Origin of the sequence: Mesorhizobium sp. M6A.T.Cr.TU.017.01.1.1 (assembly GCF_004023115.1) — a bacterium.
GTDB lineage: Bacteria > Pseudomonadota > Alphaproteobacteria > Rhizobiales > Rhizobiaceae > Mesorhizobium > Mesorhizobium mediterraneum.
This window is the reverse complement of the sequence record NZ_RZTA01000134.1, coordinates 1-15,046: the sequence shown is the minus strand read 5'-3', so window position 1 is coordinate 15,046 and position 15,046 is coordinate 1. Positions and strand designations below refer to the sequence as shown.

Below are 15,046 nucleotides of genomic sequence, written 5' to 3'. Positions count from 1 at the left end.
CCGTTGCAGGGGTCAAGCATCTCAGTCAGGCTGTTGTTGATGGCCGGCGGCTTCTGCTGCTGGCCGTTCTGCGGTTCGGCCTGGCAAGGGCCGGCGGGCGCCTGGTCGGGTGTCTGGTTATCCGTCTGGGCGGCAACCGGCGCCGCCAACGCCAGCGCGCCTAGCATCAACATGCTCGGCAAGAGTGCGAAAGGTTTCATATCGAACTCCTTTCCTGCGAAGGACCATCTCCTAGCCAAAGCAGTGGGCGGCGATTGGTTCCCGCATGCGGCAACGCGCCCAGCCCCATGCTGGTTCAGGAAACGCCCGCAAATTCATGAGCTCCGTTGCTATTCGACCGACACGATAGTTTTGAGCGGCAATGCGGATGACATCCGTTGAAGACGCAAAAAAACCGCCCCGTTTCCGGGGCGGGCGCGGCATGTTGAGGAATCGTTAATCAGCGATTGCTACTATAGCGAGATCATGACCAAGAACCTCGGAAACGCCGTCAGGAACGCCCCAAAGGAACCGGCAAGGAGCTCCGTGCTCAGCCGGCTGGCGCCGGCCTTGTTTCCCCTGGCGGTCGTCGCGCTGGGGTATCTGGTCGGCCGGCAATTCTTCGGCTTCTAGGGCATCCGGTCCGGCGGCTTCACACGAAAAACCTTGGATCGAGCGCCGGCTGCTTCTCAGTCCGGGAAATCGAAGACCGGTTCCTCGCATCGATGGACACGACATTGACCGTCACGCGTCCGGATATAGGAGGTGACAGGCACTTCGGGCCAGTCGCATTCATTGCCGAATTGGCGGACATATCGATCATAGGTGTTGCGGCCGGTGGTCAGGACGACTGCACGCCGGCTCTGGATCAGAAGTTGCGTCTGTTCGCATGTCATGGTGCGCGCATCCGGCCGGGCGTAAGCCATGCTTGTGGCGGCGAGCAGGATCGCTGCGGCTGTCGAGACGATTGGGCGAGCTGGCATGGGTACATCCTCACAAGGGTCGTGCCTAACGCGCACCTTCGCCCGTGGTTCCGCAATCTTCACCCCGAGCGGTATCTCCCGCGGGAGACTGTTTACCGCGGCGCAATAAGACAGGCGCAATCACTCCTCCTTCCCCGGCTTGAACCGCCTCACCACCACCTCGAAGACGATGTCCGAGATCCACATCGCCGAGACGCCGATGAGGAACGCCGCGGCCAGCGTCGTGGTGTCGTCGTCAGGCGACGGAATCGGCAGGCCGGTGGCGCGGAAGTAGTGCACCACTGGCAATGTCAGGTAGGCCGCCGCCAGCGCGCCGCAGATCGGCGACGCCACCATCTCGCGAACCTTGTAGCGGTGGCGTGACAAGGCTCGCAAGATGCCGCCGGAAAGGCCGGCGACCACCACCGGCGCCTTGATGCCGAGAGCATCGAGAAGCTCCTGCATCATGGCTTCCACCCGCACCATCTGGCGCCCTTCCCGTTGTAGGCATTCACCTCGTCGAGCTCGGGTCGCGTCATGGCTGCGACGACCGCCACCGACGGACGGCGCTGCTGGTTGTGTTCGCACCAGACCTGACGCGCCGGCGAAACCGGCGTTGTGCATCCGGCGAGCAACAGGCAGAGGATCAGTGCTTTGCCCATCGCATCGCCTCCCGCCGTGCCGCTTCGTCCGGCAGGTCGCGCGCCGCGCGTTCGGCATCGGTCGCCTCGCGGCCCATTTCGAGGCAATCCTGCGCGGCGGCGAGTTCTTCCGCCGCTCGCCTGGCCGCGTCCTTCTTGGCCCGGCTGACGCCTCCGGCGACATAGAGCCCGACGCCGCCGACCAGCGCGGCGAAGATCGCCATGATCGCGTTGTTGCCGGCGAGCGCGCTCAGCATGGAAAGCACCCACATCTCAATTGCCCTCCACGGCGGGTTGCTTTTTGACGAGGCCGGCGACGCCGTCGCGGACGACATTCATCAGGATCTTGAGCAGGGTCAGCACCCCGGCGATCTTGAGCGCCAGGGCGGCGTCGATGCCGAACATCGTCCAGTCGAAGCCGACCAAGCTGGTGAGCAGCAGGATCAGCACATTGATCAGATTGTGTGCGGCATTCGTATTGAACCACTTCATGGTTTTGCCTTTCGAAACAAAGAGGGGACCTTTCGAAACAAGGGAAGGATTGCGGCGACCAAGGAGGCCACGACTACGGCCCAGGGCCGGACTCCAGCCTTGCCCGGCTCTGCCTTCGGAGCCGAAGGCGTGGGACCTTCCGGTTGTGGAGCCTGTGGGATCGGGACAGGCGCTGGAGGCTGCGCTGGGGCAGCGGGCGGCCACGGCGTGTCCTTGATCCCAGACCATTTGCGGAACGCGTCGGCAAGCCGGGTGTCATAGGCGTTCTTCCTGTAGGACGAGCCGTTGTAGCCCTTGGCAAAGCCGGCCCAATCATGCTTGCGCAATTTGTCGTCGAGCCGGTTCGCGGCGATGAAATTGACCGCCGCCGCCAACTGCAGCGCCTCGTCCTCCATCATGGCTTCGACCATGGCCTGCACGGTGAGGAAGCCGGCCGCCTCGAAATTCTCGCCGAGAACCTGGCCGAGGCCCCATGACGCCGATCTGAGCGCCGCCGTCTCGTCGATCGCGCAGGCGGCTTTCAGGCGCGGATAGCTGTCCCGGGGATAAGGCTTTTCGCCCCACCTGACATAGGCAAGGCCAGCCGCGACAGCTTGTGCCCGCGCCGTCCCCGACAGGTTGCGAAAAAAGACATGCGGCTCGAACAGGATGATCGGCCGGCCCTGGGCGTCGAAGCCATGCCCGCTGGTCTCGACATCGAGGAAGGCATGGATCTCATCCTCGCCGACGCCGATCCTGGCGCCAAGCCTCGGCAGATCGAGATCGGTGAGGCGCCTGGCGGCGCCCTTGAACGTGGTGTCCATGGGTTTCCTTTCCGCCCTCGCGGGCAGGTTGATGTTTGCAAGCGATTGTGTGAGATGAGCCCAAAGGGGAGGATGGGCCCATGTCGCAAGATGACGGAACGGCCGCAGCGCGCTGGACGGCGAAGGCCGAGCTATGCGCGGTCGGCCGCGACAAGCCGTTGCTTGTGGCTTTGGCAGCGATCTTCTGCCTCTATTGCGGGGTGGTCGCGGGGCCAATCCTCTATGCGTTCCTGGCCATCCGGGGCATGGCGGAGTTCTTCAAGTGACGGTGTCGACCATCTGAGAACAGCTCGATCCGTCTTGCCACCTCAACCGAAATTGCTTAGCCGGGATGAAACTGCTCCCATCAACCGTTCGTACCTTGTGGGACACAGGGTGCGGGAGGGCACGTGACAATAAGGATCAGGCTTCCGGGCGGGACGTTGAAGATCAAGAAAAGGGACGAGCTTCGCCGCCGCGAGCAGAAGCGCGAAGTCCCGGTCTGGCAGGTCGGAAAGTACTTCATCGTCTGGTGGCCGAGCAGCATGTCGCCGTCTGGGCGCCCACCAAAACAATGATCCCGAGCCTGCGACCCGGACCCATCTGGAACCAGTTCCAGAAATAGCCCCAGAAATAGTCAATGACCGGCTGTTGACTCTTCCGCTGCGGAAGCTCTTTAATTGCTGCGCTGCACAATGGGGTTGGGCTGATGGCGGTTCGTATCAAGTTGCCGGGCGGCACCTTGAAGCTGAAGGTGTATCGGGAATTGCGCGAGCGCGCCCGCCGCGTGCCGGTTCTGAAGATGGGCTCGCTGTATTTTACCTGGTGGTCGAGCCGCCAGCGTCCTTTGAACGACCAGCCGGGTGCACCGGACGATCCTGACCGGCCCCAGGCAATGCGTTGACGCCTTGGACCGTCATCGGGCGCCTGCGCTCAAATCCTTCCGGAATTAGTCAAAAAACTCGCCTATCGGCTGTTGACTCTTCCCTGGGGGAAGTTCTCTAATTGCTGCATTGCACATCATCGTTGCGTTGCACGGCGGGAGTTGAACCGATGGCAGTGCGTATCAAATTGCCGGGCGGCACCCTGAAGATGAAAGTCTATCGCGAATTGCGGGTGCGCGAACGCGAGCGTCGCGTGCCGGTCATGAAGATAGGTTCGCTGTATTTCGTCTGGTGGTCGAACAGCCAGCCTCACAATAAGCCGCAAGACAACCATCAATAGCTGTTGCGCCATTAGCCTGCGTATTTAGCGCCGCTACGGCCTCGGCGCCGTTGATAAAGTTACCGGACCACTCATCCGGTATAGCCCAGCCGATCCGGCGTCACCCGCTACGTTCTTTCCAGAACGTTCCGTTGGATTTTTGCGCCTGGCGACTACGCAGGGGGCTCTTCTTCGGAGCGAGAGAATTCTCTTCGGCAATTTTGAAGGGCGTCTCGATCAGAGTCGCGATCGATATGCAAGTCCGTGCGAATGGCGAACGCCAACTGCGCAGGCTCTCCAATCAGAGACACTGTTAAGCCAAACGTATTAGAGCGTGAACGCGGGACTATCGCGCTTGCAAAGCGCCGCCGCTTGCCGCAAATAGCGGCAGAAACGTGGGCAGCCTAATGATAGTGATGCGTACTGACCAGCCGGTAGCACAAAGCCTCAAGCGCTTTTCGGCCCATTTCCGATTCTTCGCGGGATCGCAGCTTATCGCCGAAAGGTTGCCGAAATCGCGTTTCGGGCGAAACTGAGATGCCGTTCGTTCCACGGTTCATGTATCGCCTAGCTGGCATCAACGCCGGCGCCGGCGCGAAGATGAGTATCCAAAGCATTCGCACCGCACGGCGTGGCCATCATGCGATCGGCGAGGAATGTATCCTCCACTGCGCTTTTTCCTTTGACCGGCCCGACGCAAAGATCACCGTCGGCCAGCGCAGCTACATCGGCAAGAGCCACCTCGTCGCGGCCGAGCGCATCGAAATCGGTAATGACGTGATCATAAGCTGGGGCACCACGGTCGTAGATCACAACTCGCATGCGACAAGATGGCAGAATCGGAAGGCCGATGTCGCCGACTGGCATCAGGGAAAGAAGGACTGGTCGAACATCACCATCGCGCCGGTGAGAATTGAAGACAACGTCTTTATTGGCTTCAACACCGTTATTCTGAAAGGTGTGACGATCGGCAAGGGCGCAGTCGTCGGCGCCGGATCGGTAGTAACAAAAGATGTGGCGCCCTTCACCATGGTTGGCGGCAACCCTGCCAGGCAAATCGGCGACCCAGTGGCTCGATCAGTGGCTTGAGCACAGAGCTCCGGCCATGTAAGCGACACTGCGCATTGCGGCTTTAGGCGCAATTTTCAGGAACTCTGTCCGCACCTTGTACTTCAGCCATCCTTTTGTACGACCTGCCAAGTGTTGCTCATAGGCGAGATCATGAGGAAAGACTTTAAGCCGCTCGACCGCCAGTCCGGAGGTCTTGAGCAGGTTTTCGAATGATAGGGTGGTATAGAAGTTGATATGCCCATACGGCCCCGACATGCGGATGGCGCGGTCTAGCCTTCGCGTATGCTCCAGTGGGACCTCGATATAGAGCTTTTTGCAGACCCTCGCCGCCTCTGCCAAGAACAAACGTTCGTGTTCGACGTGCTCGACGACGTGGATCGCCAACCCCAGATCGAACGACTTGTCGGAGTGCGGAATGTGGTAGCCGTCAAAAACATCGAGGCTCTTCAGACTAGGGATTTTCCGTGCCTTGATGGCCTCAATACCCGAGGTCGAAATCTCGACCGCTCCGAGTGTCTTTGCCAGATTTCGCTTGTTGAGTTTGTCCAGCACAGCTCCTTCACCGGCCCCAATATCAAGGATCTTTTCGAAGGTCTTCCCCTGGAGGATCGCTTCGATATGACCGACTGACTGCTGCGAAGCAATTTCGCGTTTCGCAGCTACTTTGCCATCTGCGTAGTAATCATCATAGATCGCTATAATGCTGCCGGCGTCCGCCATCGACAAATCCTCCTAAGGATCGCCCCCGCCAACCCGACCGTGCCATAGCGCGCGAACCGCGTCCAGTACGGACTAGGAGCCACCAAGCCACATTTCGACGAGACCTTCGGCATCGTCCTTAGGCATTGTGATTTCTCGACAATGAGTCGGGTCACTGGGCTTGGTAATCAGAATTTTCTTGCCGACGATCACCCATTCCTCACCTTCTTCGAGCGTCGCGATCACTTTACCCTTGCGTCGAATTGCGAGTGGCATCGGCTATCCCCTCTCCGCGACGTATTCGACGAAGCGCAGCGCGTTGCCGTAGTGGCCGGCATCGTTGTAGTGCAGGCCCTCTTGATAGACTCCTGAATTGATGTAATCGAACCCGTCGATCGGGATCGTCAGCACATTTCGCGACCGGTAGGTTTGGCGAATCGCGCCAAGCGCTGCATCGTAGGTTCGGCCACCCGTATAGCTGCCGTTCCACGAAGATGATGGCCGCGTCGGCGGCATGACAACGATGCGGGGCGCCGAGGCCGCTTCCAAAGTGTTGATGATCGAAGTGATGTTAGCCGAAATCGTAGCCGGCGGCGTGCCGAAACTATCGTTGATGCCCAGGGCGAGGACAGGCACAATCTTGCCGCCAGCATAGCCGCATTGAGCGATGGTCGAGGCAAGGCGCGGCGCGTTGAAGGACGCGAAGGTATAACTTCCGTGCGCGGCGCGCAACGTGCGCAGGCGCGGGCGCGAGCCGGCCGCCTTGATGCCGAGCCGGATAACCCCCGTGATCTCCACAGGTCCGCCTACGGCCGTGAGCGTATAATTCCCGCTCGCAGCCTGCCCTGTCAGGGACGGGCCGGAATATTGATCGAGCGCCAGGGCGCCGGCAGCGTTCACAATCTTGTAGGCTGCGTCGCCGTTAAAGGCGAAGGCGAGCGAACCTTGACCGGCGTCCTGGGTGTAGTGGACGTCGACCTGTTCATAAGCTCCTGTGAACGCCAGGGACGCGCCATCCGCAAGGATGATGCTTTCGCCGAGCCGCCCACGCGTTCCCGTCGAGACGATTCCGCTGGTCGTAACGCCATAGAAATCCGGGGTGTACGTGGAGCTTGGCCGGAGCGCCGTCATCCCCGGTTCATCGGCCGCGATGCCGAGGTTGGCGAAGCGGGTAACGAGATTGAACCAGTGCGCCGGGCCGTTGCTGGCCAGCGCCCAATGACCAATGCTATCGGCGATCAGGCAGAGCACATCATTGTTAGCGATATGCTCCGCCATCTTAGTGCGGAAGCCGTCATAGAGGTTGTAAAGTGATGGCTTAGGCGAAATGAAGAACCTCTCGCCGTTCACTATAGGCTTGCCCGGTCCATTGAACCCGTTTCCGGACGCAGGCATGGCCGTCAAGGCGAAACTGCCGGGCGGCACATAGGGATATGGATGCGCGGCCGCAGCGGCGGCAAAAATTGCTGTCGCATCAACGACACCATTTGGGTCGGCGTCCGCCAGCAGAGCCAGCCCCGTGTTCTCCCCTCCGCCGGTCAGAGCCCGTGAGACGTCGGCAATAAGCCCAGTCTTGATCGTGAAAGCCACCTCATAGCGGTGCTGGGTGGATGAGGCCACCGTCGCGCCGTTCGACAGCGCGCCGGCCCTGATCCATACGGGGATGCCCTGCGGATTGACGCTGTTTTGAAACTTGTAACCGCCGCCGCTGATCGCCGGATACTGCCCGCTGCAATCGGGATGCTGAGAGGGATTTTGCTCATACCATTGGCCAGCGTGATCTGATGGGTGCTGATCACGTCGACGGTCGGGTCGCCATTGTACTGGATTACGTGAATGTTGGCAGTTCCGGGTCCGCTTGCGCCAACGTCGACCTCGGTGATGTAGCCATCGGCTTCTGCCGGAGTTTGGAAAACGACGCTGTAATTTGCCGGCGTATTCGTCCCGGTGTTGACCAAGGCCGGCCAACCAATCACCTGCTCTGCACCCACCGTCTCTTCGAGTCCGGAAATCGAAGCATAGGCCGTCCGTGCCTTGGCGGAAACTTCGCCCGCAAATGTAGCTTTCCATTGTGGGCCATTGGTGAAACCGACCGATTTTGCCGTACTCACTGTCGGGACAGCGGCCGTGAACCACTCGCTTTCGCCATTCGGAATTGTCCCCGGCGTATAATACCAGGTGCCGGAAATCCACTGGACGCCTACAACACTGCCGGCCGGCTTCAAGATTGAAAGCCCGCTGAGAGTTGAAACGCCGGTCGCGACAATGACCTCTTGCTCGGAGACCTTCGTAAGCGTGCCGTCACCTTCAACATGGGCTATGACCACGTTCAAAATGCCGACCGTCCCCATGCCAGTCTCTAGAGCCGTCAGATACTGGTCAACGGTCTTCAGAGAGAGCGGCCAAAAGTAAACGCTTGGGTTGCTGACGGCCGTTCCCGCACCGGTAATGGCGACGGGACCGGCCTTTTGCGACCCGATCAGGGCGGCGATATCGGCCGGCGTCGACACCAAGCCAGTCTCGGTCGCAACCGGCCCTGCCGCCACTTGGTAAAGTCCGAGCTCCGTCGCCGTGACTGGCGTCCAGAAATATTCGCCAACGCCGACATTCCGGCCCAGGACCGCCGCCGCACTTGCGCCTGCCAACCCCGCCGATGCCGCGAAATTGAAGCTCGGCGCCACTGTGTAGAAGCCCGGCGCTGTGACCAGGATCTGCGTCAGGGCGCCGCCGGCGACCACGAACCGCCCGACGGCACCCGAACCGGCACCGCCGGTAAACGCCAGGTCGAAGGCACCATCAGTGCCGCCGGAGCCCGCCGCGATCGCACCGCTGCCGACGACGCCAAGGCCGATCGCCGCCGCGATCGTCGGAAAGATACCCTTGCCATACAAAGATGCGTCGCGCGCCGCCTGGGCGCTGGCCAGATTGGCCGCGGTAGTGACGACATCGGCGGCGGTTTGTCCGGCATTGGCGGCGGTTTGTCCGGCATCGGCGGCGGAGGTGGACGCGCTGGCGGCTGCCTGGCCGGCACTGGCCTCAGTGGCATCCTTCAGCACCTGCGTTTCATCGCGCAGCGCTTCGACCTCATCGACAACGTCCGAAACGTCGGGCGGCACAAACGGGATAATGGCGATGGCGTCGGTGCCCACGACCGGCGCGTCGGCCGTAAACTGAAACACCCGGTCGGAATTGGCTGACCCGACCTGCGTGTGAACCGTCGTTCCCTTCTGCAGGGTGCGGGCGGTACGGGCGTCGGCGGCACGGAACCATTCGCCTTCGCTCACCGTGTAGATGCCGTTCTGCGTCGGGTCGGCCTGATCCTTGACCAGCACCCGGTCGCCGACCGCCGCCGGCACGCCGTCGATGGTCTGCAAACCCTGGAGGATGACATTGACCGTGGTCGCTAGACGCACGGGTTCGCGTTCGCCGGTCAGAAGTCGAACGGCGGCAGTTGCAGGTCGGGCCATCAGGCTTGCTCCATGAAAAAAGCCCCGCGAAAGCGAGGCTGGAAAGTGTTCTGAGATTTCGCCCACGGGACGTGCGGTCCATGGCGTATCGGGGGAAGGTTCCGGCCCTTGGGGCGCGGAAGAAACGCAGCTGGCCTAGCCGGGGTGTCCGCTGCGGCCTATGTCAATCCGCCAACGCGCCTCTTTGTCCAGCCTGCGATTGTCAGCCCGCACGCCATGCCGGCGCAGTCGGCAACCCAGTCGAGCACATCCATATCGCGCCCTATCAGTTGCGCGCCCTGAAGAACCTCGATCGCCGCGCCGGTCAAAGCGAGGAGAACAATCAGCCTTGTCTTGTGTTCCGGCCAGCCGAGGCTTCCCAAGGCCGCCAGCACGACGAAGGCGATGGCGTGGTTGAGCTTGTCGTCATGAAACGTGACCGCCATGCCGAGATCCGGCAGGAACCGCACCGGCAGAAGAGCAAGCAGGAGAACGCCGGTCAACGTGACCAGAAAAACGATCCTTGCCATGATCGGAAAAGAGTCTACGCGTAACAAGATAGGTCAGTCCTTCATCTGAAAAGTCTGGCTCGCCTGACATGGTCCCGACAGGGAACTACCAGCTCGCGCAACATCCGAACCTGCGGCACGCCATAGGCTACCATCATGACCATAATCAGACCACCGGCCGGTGCGCGCACGATTGGCCGCGCTTGTCGGCGAGCCCAGTACATCACTCTCGAAGTTCCGGCAGAACCTTTTCGTCGAGGAATTTGAGACGGCTGCCCAACATTTCAGCGTAGCGGGATTCGCCGGCACATTGACAGGGATCAACTTCGCCACCGACTTCCCCTGCCGCGCGGCCTCAACCCATTCTTCCATGGCGCCGATATATCCGTCCAGCGCCTCATAGGGATTCTTGGCGTCGTCACAAGGTATATATGTTGGAGGCACATCGCCAACGATCACCCATATCCACTGAGCCACATCGGGTCTGCCGGGCACGATCTCGAACAAAAAAATGTAGATTATGCCATCGGCGCCGTATCCGAAGTATTCACCTTTGATGGCTGAAACCCAATCATAGAATTCAAGATATTTCCGGGCTTCCCGACGTGCAGCATCAAGCTCTTCATCGCCTGTGCTTTTGTCGGTCGACGGCAGGCGGGTGACGCTGCTTAGGTCTGGGATGGCAGTGTTCATGTTATTTCCTAGGATTTCCCAACGTTGCAAAGGTTCAGCTACGGTCAATGCAATGGACGCCCGAACAAGATTGCACCTTAGAGCCCACAGAATTTTCGGGGCAACATCTCAAACAACTCGGTGATCATCTGCCACCCGGACCTTGTCGTTATCTAAGGTTGATACGAACGGGTGTTCCCGGTGGCAGGTCTTTAACTTGAACTATCAGTTGGCCCATGAAGTGCCAATAGATCTCCAAGTCCGATAGTTCCAGATTTTCGATTTCGTCCTTGCCGTTCAGAAATAGTGGTTCTTTATAGCCTATGCATTGGTTATACGCAGGCTCGGCGCCGCCCGCGCCCCGCCAATCTGCGTACATGTTGGCGGCCAGCGCTGCCTCTTCGTCCTCCATAAGTTCGACTTCGTGGAAGGTCCGGATATTGGCAGGTATCTGAAGGGCCTGTCCCGTGCCCGGTTCGAACATCACGACACCTGGTTCCCCCTGCTCTAGCCGCCACGTATCGGTCGCGAATGCGGTCCCCTGCCAATCGTAACCAAAGCAGGTGATCCGCCCAGTGAATTTAGGGAAACCCAGGCAGACACGTTCATTCCAATCCGCCACCTCTGACGCACGAATGATGCGGTACAGACCATGCTTGAACGAAGCACCGCCGAAACTGGAGAGCAACTCGCTCAATCCGTGGATTTTCGAATCCAACGGGAAATTGCCACTGTCGGTCGGTAACCTGCCGTCCATTGGAAAGTTTCGAGTGAACCTCTCAAACACTAGCGATCTCCAATCGTCACTTTGTTGATTCTCGTCCCGTGAGGGAGATTCTTGATTTGGTTCTTTATCTGGGCGCCAAAACTCCGATTCACGCTCAGATCTAGGCCGCTAAAGTTAGATAGTGTTTCTTGCCCATTTAATTGCAAATCAACTATATGATCGACGTCCTCGTTAGGCGCGACCTCGTTGCCAGCCTCAATATACCTGCGGCGAGCCGGTTTCGAATCCCGAACCGAGTGATGGTTTACAGAGGTCTCACGATCAGTCAGCCGCTGGGCTTTGAGGCTTGCTGCTTCTCGTTGCGCATCATTCCATTTTCGCATGTAGCGCATGCGCAAGTCATCACCAACGGCGATGTGGCTGCCGCCGCCGGCGACGCCCTCGCCCTCCATTGTGAGCGGCTCTGGAACAGCCTCCGAAACCAGAGAATTTGTAGGTTCCGGGCTTGCGGCAGGATCAACATCGGCGGGCCGACCGGTGAGCCTTGCCACCACCTGGCTGCCAATTGCACCGAGCCCCTCGGCAAGGAGATTGCCGCCAGCGCCCCAAAGCGCGCCGTTGGCAATCCCCCACGGAACGTTCTCGCCTGTGTTGAAGGCGTATGCCCCGCCATAAGCGCCACCCGCCACGCCCCTACGCCGGTTCGGGCGGCAATGCCGGTCAAGCCGGTCTCCGCCGCCGCGCCGATGCCTGCCCGGCCTAGCAAACCGATTGCGCCCTTTACCAGGCCATATCCGCTCAAGCCGGCGCCGAAGGCCTCGGCTGCCCAACCGGCCGAGCCGGCCCGGTCCTCGGCGTCCTCGGTCTCGGCCCGCTCATTTTTGAGAAGGTCCTCGTAATTCCCACCCGACAAAGCGGAGTCCAGCTTGGCGGAGATCGCATCCGCACCTCCGGCGGCCGCGCCCTTAGCCGTGAGGCGACCGACATCCGAGAACGCCAAGCCGAATTGCTGTAGCCACGGCATGGTGCTGTACTGAGCCTGCGCCAGATGTTCCCCGATCCACGCCAGCCCATTCTTGAGCACCGCAACCTGGGCTTCCAACAACTCTGACGTGACGTTCGGATCTTGGGCAGCCTTGGCTCGCCATTGGGCTTCCGCCGCCAAGGAAATCTGTTCGGCCATCGCCTTGCGTGCATCCGGGTCACGAACCGCCAGGACAATCGAACTCAACTCGGCAAGACGCGTTTCGAACGGCACGCTTTGGTCGATATATTTCGCGGCCTGTTGGTCAGCTGCGGCCCAGGGCAGCGGCAGCATCCCGTCGAAGCCCATCTCTTGTTGGGCAGCGACGGCCCAGGTTACGGCAGTCTTGTAGTCGTCCGGAGTTGAGACCTTCCTCCAGTCGGGAGCCTTGTCTTGGAATAGTTGGCTGATATAGCCGACGGGGTCGGCGCGTCTGGCACCCAGTACCAATTGCGCGGCGCCGGCCTTTATCTCGTATTGCTCGCGCTCTTCTGGCGAACCGTTTGGGCCGGGTTCAAAATCCCGAAGCTCAGCATGTATTGCTTGGTTCGGCGCCGAGCGCATGTCGAAGACCGCACCGGCAATGCCAGCCGTAATGTTGAATTTCTGGAAATGCCTGATGCCCTCTTCGGCACCGTAAATGTTGACGAAATCCTGCTCGGTCGGCTTCTTCTCGGGATATTTGCCCGTGGTGGCGATGACGGCCGGGGCATTCTGCTCTGCGAGTTGCACCTCGGCGCGGGCATCGACGAGTTGCGCGGCATTCGCCGTGTTGGCCTGATTGCGTAGCGCTTCAACTTCGCCGGGCGCCAGGTAGGTGATGGCGTCGATGGGTGCGGTGCCAGTCCCGTCGCCCTTCAGAGCCACCGCGCTGGAGCTACCGCTCGATGCATTGGCGGCACCGGCGACTTGGGTGATGTCGCTGCCAGAGGAATTCGCTGGCTGCACCACGCCGAACATTTCGAGGGCCCGCGTGGGATCCTTGGCAATCAACGCCTGGAACCGGGCCTTTGCCGTGGTGCTGAACCAGTCTTTCACGATCTGCTGCCTGATCTGCGGGTCGAGCCCCATCTTGTCGATCAGGTTGAGCCCGTCCTGCCGGGCCGCTTCGAATGTGATGGTATCGTCCGGGTCGCTCTGCGCGATGGCGGTAGCGTTGGTTTCCAGCACCGTGCTGAGCTCGGTTTGCTCATAGTCCTGGCGGCGCTGAACCTGTTTCGCCGCGATGCGCGCCGAACCGGCCGCGCGCAGGATTTCCTTCTGCTTGATAAAATTCGCGCGCTGACTCTCGGGTATTTTCGGCAGGATGCCGTCGAACAGCGTGTCAAACAGGCCTGGCTTGACCACCTGGCCAGTGCGTGGATCGACCTGGCCATACATGCTGTCATGCAGGCCGCTGCCGTCTGCCGGCGCGTTCTGGGTCGCGTCATTCTCGGCCTGCGCGATCTGCCCGTCGAACTGCCGGCGGACGATCTCGGCATCGAACGCTTCCTGCTGCTCTTTCTGCTGCCGATACCGCTCGGCGACGGCCGAGAGCTCGTCGCCAAAGCCTTGCATGGCGGCGCCGAGCGGCGAGCCGCCGGGATAGGAAACCACGTTGCCGGTATCGAGCCGGCGCTGGGCGAGCTGGAGGGGAATGGTCGCCATTTATCGCATCCCCGCCCACGGATCGTTGAGTGCCGAACTGCCAAAGATCACGGCCCGGTTCGGCGCCGATGCTGTCGGGGTCGAACCCTCGCTCGGGTCCTGGATTTTGGAGAGGCCATCGACGAGATTGCCGCCTGCCCTGAAGATCGAGGCGCTCACCGCCTGCTTGCCGGAAAAGCGCGAGATCGCGGCCTGCGTGGTCAGATTGTTCTGGCGCAGTTGCGAGCCATACTGGATCGCCTTGATGTCGAGTTGGCCCTGCCTGGCATTAGCGGCCAGCACCTCGGTCGGCGAGCCTGATATGCCGACGCCTGAGGCACCCGCCTGGGCGCGCGCCTGCGCTTGCAAGAGGTCCTGCTGGTGGCGCTCCTGACCCTGTTCGAAGGCCGCGCTTTGAGCCTCGGCCTGCGCCTGCTGCTCATAGGCCTTGGCCTGGTAGTCGGCCATCTGCCTCGACTGCTGGCCTTCGACCAGCGCGCCGCCCACCGAAAGAGCCGTGCCGATAAGGGCAAGTGTGCACATGGTCAGCCTCGTTCGCTGGCGGGAATGAATTTGCTTTTGACACCTTCGACCGGCGCGCCGAGCGCCGGGCGCGGGTCGAGCGCGCCGCCGGGGCTGAGGAAGGACAGAAGCAGCCTGTCGGCCTGAACCGCTGGCCGACTGAGACGGGCAGGCACGGCCGCGTGCGGTCCGGCCATGGCAGCGCGCCGGGTGGTGGTCAGATTGATTTTGAGGTCGGCAACGCCGGCGGCGTTGAACAGGCCGTTGGCAGTGGCGATCGCGCGGACGAGCGCGTCGGCCTCGAACAGTTCCTGGCGCAGTTGCTCGATCAGCCGGTGGACGGTGCGCCAGCGCTCGCCGAGCGAAGCGGCCTTGGACTTGATCTCGTCGCCCAGGGCGACGATGTCGGCCCGCGCTTCCCTTTCGGCGGCTTCGACGCGGCGCTTGTTCGCCGCCTCGACGGTTTTCTCCAGCAGCGCGATTGCCGCATTGCAGTCGGTGAGCGCGGCGCGCACCTCGCCCAGGTCGCCGTCGCCGAAGATCGCGCGATCCTCGGCCCGTTCCAGCTCCTGTTTGCGGGCGGCAGCATTGTTGAGGTCGGTGTCGAGCAAGGCGATGACGGCAGCGAAATCGGCAGCCGTCCGCGCCCTGCCGAGATCTTCGGCATGGGGGAATAGGGTCACGGGAGGAG

General features: G+C 61.1%; 21 protein-coding genes and 1 pseudogene. 5 read left to right on the top strand and 17 right to left on the bottom strand.

From position 1 onward, the window contains the following. Nucleotides 1-200 (bottom strand): annotated as a pseudogene (locus EOB36_RS29275) (hypothetical protein); the annotation flags it as partial. Nucleotides 201-465: 265 nt separating this feature from the next. Between EOB36_RS29275 and EOB36_RS34525 the strand changes: the two are divergent. Continuing rightward, the gene (locus EOB36_RS34525) at nt 466-612 is read left to right on the top strand and encodes a hypothetical protein (protein ID WP_164897644.1); all 147 of its coding nucleotides are present in this window, start codon (nt 466-468) and stop codon (nt 610-612) included. 56 nt (nt 613-668) lie between these two features. On the opposite strand, the gene EOB36_RS29270 is transcribed toward EOB36_RS34525, so the two are convergent. The 6 genes from EOB36_RS29270 to EOB36_RS29245 form a co-directional block, all read right to left on the bottom strand. Further along, nucleotides 669-962 (bottom strand): hypothetical protein, encoded by a 294-nt coding sequence (locus EOB36_RS29270; RefSeq protein ID WP_095482670.1) that lies wholly within the window; start codon nt 960-962, stop codon nt 669-671. 120 nt (nt 963-1,082) lie between these two features. Further along, entirely contained in the window at nt 1,083-1,406 is a 324-nt protein-coding gene (locus EOB36_RS29265; protein ID WP_095482850.1) for a hypothetical protein, read from the bottom strand. Continuing rightward, entirely contained in the window at nt 1,406-1,603 is a 198-nt protein-coding gene (locus EOB36_RS29260; protein WP_126105781.1) for a hypothetical protein, read from the bottom strand. Before EOB36_RS29260 ends, EOB36_RS29265 begins: the two co-directional genes overlap by 1 nt. After that, nucleotides 1,588-1,854: a hypothetical protein gene (locus tag EOB36_RS29255; protein ID WP_128286242.1), complete on the bottom strand. Its 267-nt coding sequence runs from the start codon at nt 1,852-1,854 to the stop codon at nt 1,588-1,590. Before EOB36_RS29255 ends, EOB36_RS29260 begins: the two co-directional genes overlap by 16 nt. Before the next feature lies 1 nt (nt 1,855). Continuing rightward, nucleotides 1,856-2,074 (bottom strand): hypothetical protein, encoded by a 219-nt coding sequence (locus EOB36_RS29250; protein ID WP_127293414.1) that lies wholly within the window; start codon nt 2,072-2,074, stop codon nt 1,856-1,858. Then, complete coding sequence (locus tag EOB36_RS29245) at nt 2,071-2,877, bottom strand: N-acetylmuramidase family protein (protein WP_128286241.1); 807 nt, start codon at nt 2,875-2,877, stop codon at nt 2,071-2,073. The genes EOB36_RS29250 and EOB36_RS29245 overlap by 4 nt, the downstream gene beginning before the upstream one ends. A gap of 80 nt (nt 2,878-2,957) precedes the next feature. On the opposite strand from EOB36_RS29245, the gene EOB36_RS29240 reads away from it, so the two are divergent. The 4 genes from EOB36_RS29240 to EOB36_RS35840 all read left to right on the top strand — a co-directional run bounded on the left by EOB36_RS29240 (nt 2,958) and on the right by EOB36_RS35840 (nt 5,148). After that, nucleotides 2,958-3,143, top strand: a complete 186-nt coding sequence (locus EOB36_RS29240) for a hypothetical protein (protein WP_128286240.1) — start codon at nt 2,958-2,960, stop codon at nt 3,141-3,143. 422 nt (nt 3,144-3,565) lie between these two features. Beyond that, nucleotides 3,566-3,760, top strand: coding sequence for a hypothetical protein (locus EOB36_RS29235; RefSeq protein ID WP_128243934.1), 195 nt, complete (start codon nt 3,566-3,568; stop codon nt 3,758-3,760). A 149-nt stretch (nt 3,761-3,909) separates the two neighbouring features. After that, complete coding sequence (locus EOB36_RS34520; RefSeq protein WP_164897643.1) at nt 3,910-4,080, top strand: hypothetical protein; 171 nt, start codon at nt 3,910-3,912, stop codon at nt 4,078-4,080. 516 nt (nt 4,081-4,596) lie between these two features. Next, complete coding sequence (locus tag EOB36_RS35840) at nt 4,597-5,148, top strand: acyltransferase (RefSeq protein ID WP_128286239.1); 552 nt, start codon at nt 4,597-4,599, stop codon at nt 5,146-5,148. On the opposite strand, the gene EOB36_RS29225 is transcribed toward EOB36_RS35840, so the two are convergent. From EOB36_RS29225 to EOB36_RS29180, 10 genes are all read right to left on the bottom strand, one after another. Then, the gene (locus tag EOB36_RS29225) at nt 5,137-5,850 is read right to left on the bottom strand and encodes a class I SAM-dependent methyltransferase (RefSeq protein ID WP_127206648.1); all 714 of its coding nucleotides are present in this window, start codon (nt 5,848-5,850) and stop codon (nt 5,137-5,139) included. The genes EOB36_RS35840 and EOB36_RS29225 overlap by 12 nt on opposite strands. Nucleotides 5,851-5,922: 72 nt before the next feature. Then, the gene (locus EOB36_RS29220; RefSeq protein WP_127206647.1) at nt 5,923-6,105 is read right to left on the bottom strand and encodes a hypothetical protein; all 183 of its coding nucleotides are present in this window, start codon (nt 6,103-6,105) and stop codon (nt 5,923-5,925) included. Nucleotides 6,106-6,108: 3 nt separating this feature from the next. After that, nucleotides 6,109-7,179 (bottom strand): SGNH/GDSL hydrolase family protein, encoded by a 1,071-nt coding sequence (locus EOB36_RS29215; protein ID WP_206637220.1) that lies wholly within the window; start codon nt 7,177-7,179, stop codon nt 6,109-6,111. 188 nt (nt 7,180-7,367) lie between these two features. Then, the gene (locus EOB36_RS29210; protein WP_128286237.1) at nt 7,368-9,296 is read right to left on the bottom strand and encodes a hypothetical protein; all 1,929 of its coding nucleotides are present in this window, start codon (nt 9,294-9,296) and stop codon (nt 7,368-7,370) included. A 158-nt stretch (nt 9,297-9,454) separates the two neighbouring features. Continuing rightward, a complete protein-coding gene (locus EOB36_RS29205; RefSeq protein ID WP_095482679.1) occupies nt 9,455-9,805 on the bottom strand; it encodes a VanZ family protein in 351 nt (116 codons plus the stop codon). 33 nt (nt 9,806-9,838) lie between these two features. Beyond that, nucleotides 9,839-10,477: a hypothetical protein gene (locus tag EOB36_RS29200; RefSeq protein ID WP_206532300.1), complete on the bottom strand. Its 639-nt coding sequence runs from the start codon at nt 10,475-10,477 to the stop codon at nt 9,839-9,841. 148 nt (nt 10,478-10,625) lie between these two features. Continuing rightward, nucleotides 10,626-11,153, bottom strand: coding sequence for a T6SS immunity protein Tdi1 domain-containing protein (locus EOB36_RS29195; protein WP_245467931.1), 528 nt, complete (start codon nt 11,151-11,153; stop codon nt 10,626-10,628). A gap of 355 nt (nt 11,154-11,508) precedes the next feature. After that, a complete protein-coding gene (locus EOB36_RS35475; RefSeq protein WP_245467930.1) occupies nt 11,509-13,854 on the bottom strand; it encodes a hypothetical protein in 2,346 nt (781 codons plus the stop codon). Then, nucleotides 13,855-14,376, bottom strand: coding sequence for a hypothetical protein (locus EOB36_RS29185; protein ID WP_128286236.1), 522 nt, complete (start codon nt 14,374-14,376; stop codon nt 13,855-13,857). Between the two features lie 2 nt (nt 14,377-14,378). Further along, on the bottom strand, nt 14,379-15,038 hold the full coding sequence (locus EOB36_RS29180; protein WP_127205304.1) for a hypothetical protein: 660 nt from the start codon (nt 15,036-15,038) through the stop codon (nt 14,379-14,381). Between the last annotated feature and the right edge of the window lie 8 nt (nt 15,039-15,046).